The 263-nt window shown below is 71.1% G+C and carries 1 protein-coding gene; it reads right to left on the bottom strand.

Features of this window, described 5'->3' with window-relative positions; genetic code table 11:
* A partial coding sequence (locus tag AC1RPU_RS08305) for a hypothetical protein (protein WP_481769696.1) occupies positions 1-225 on the bottom strand: 225 nt, incomplete at its 3' end.
* Between the last annotated feature and the right edge of the window lie 38 nt (positions 226-263).

The following is a 263-nucleotide window of genomic DNA, read 5'->3' as shown; positions in this document are numbered from 1 at the left end:
GTCGTAGAAGCTCATCTGCACGGCCTGCAGGATCGGCAGCAGGATCAGCACGGCGAAGAGGATGAAGCCGGGCGCGATGAAGAGGTACGGGGTCGCGCCCCCTCGGAGCCGGCCGGATGTCCGCCGCCGCCCCTGCTGGGGGCGCCGCTGTCCCGTCCAAGCGCGCCGCGGCGCGGTGGGGTCGGTCCCCACCGCGCGTGCGGTCCGTTCTGTCGTGGTGCTCACGGGTTCACTTTCCGGTCAGCAGTGGGTCGATCTGCTGG

The organism is Dellaglioa sp. CoH-55-MRSF-7 (genome assembly GCF_056782235.1).
This window is presented reverse-complemented; position numbering and strand designations above follow the sequence as displayed.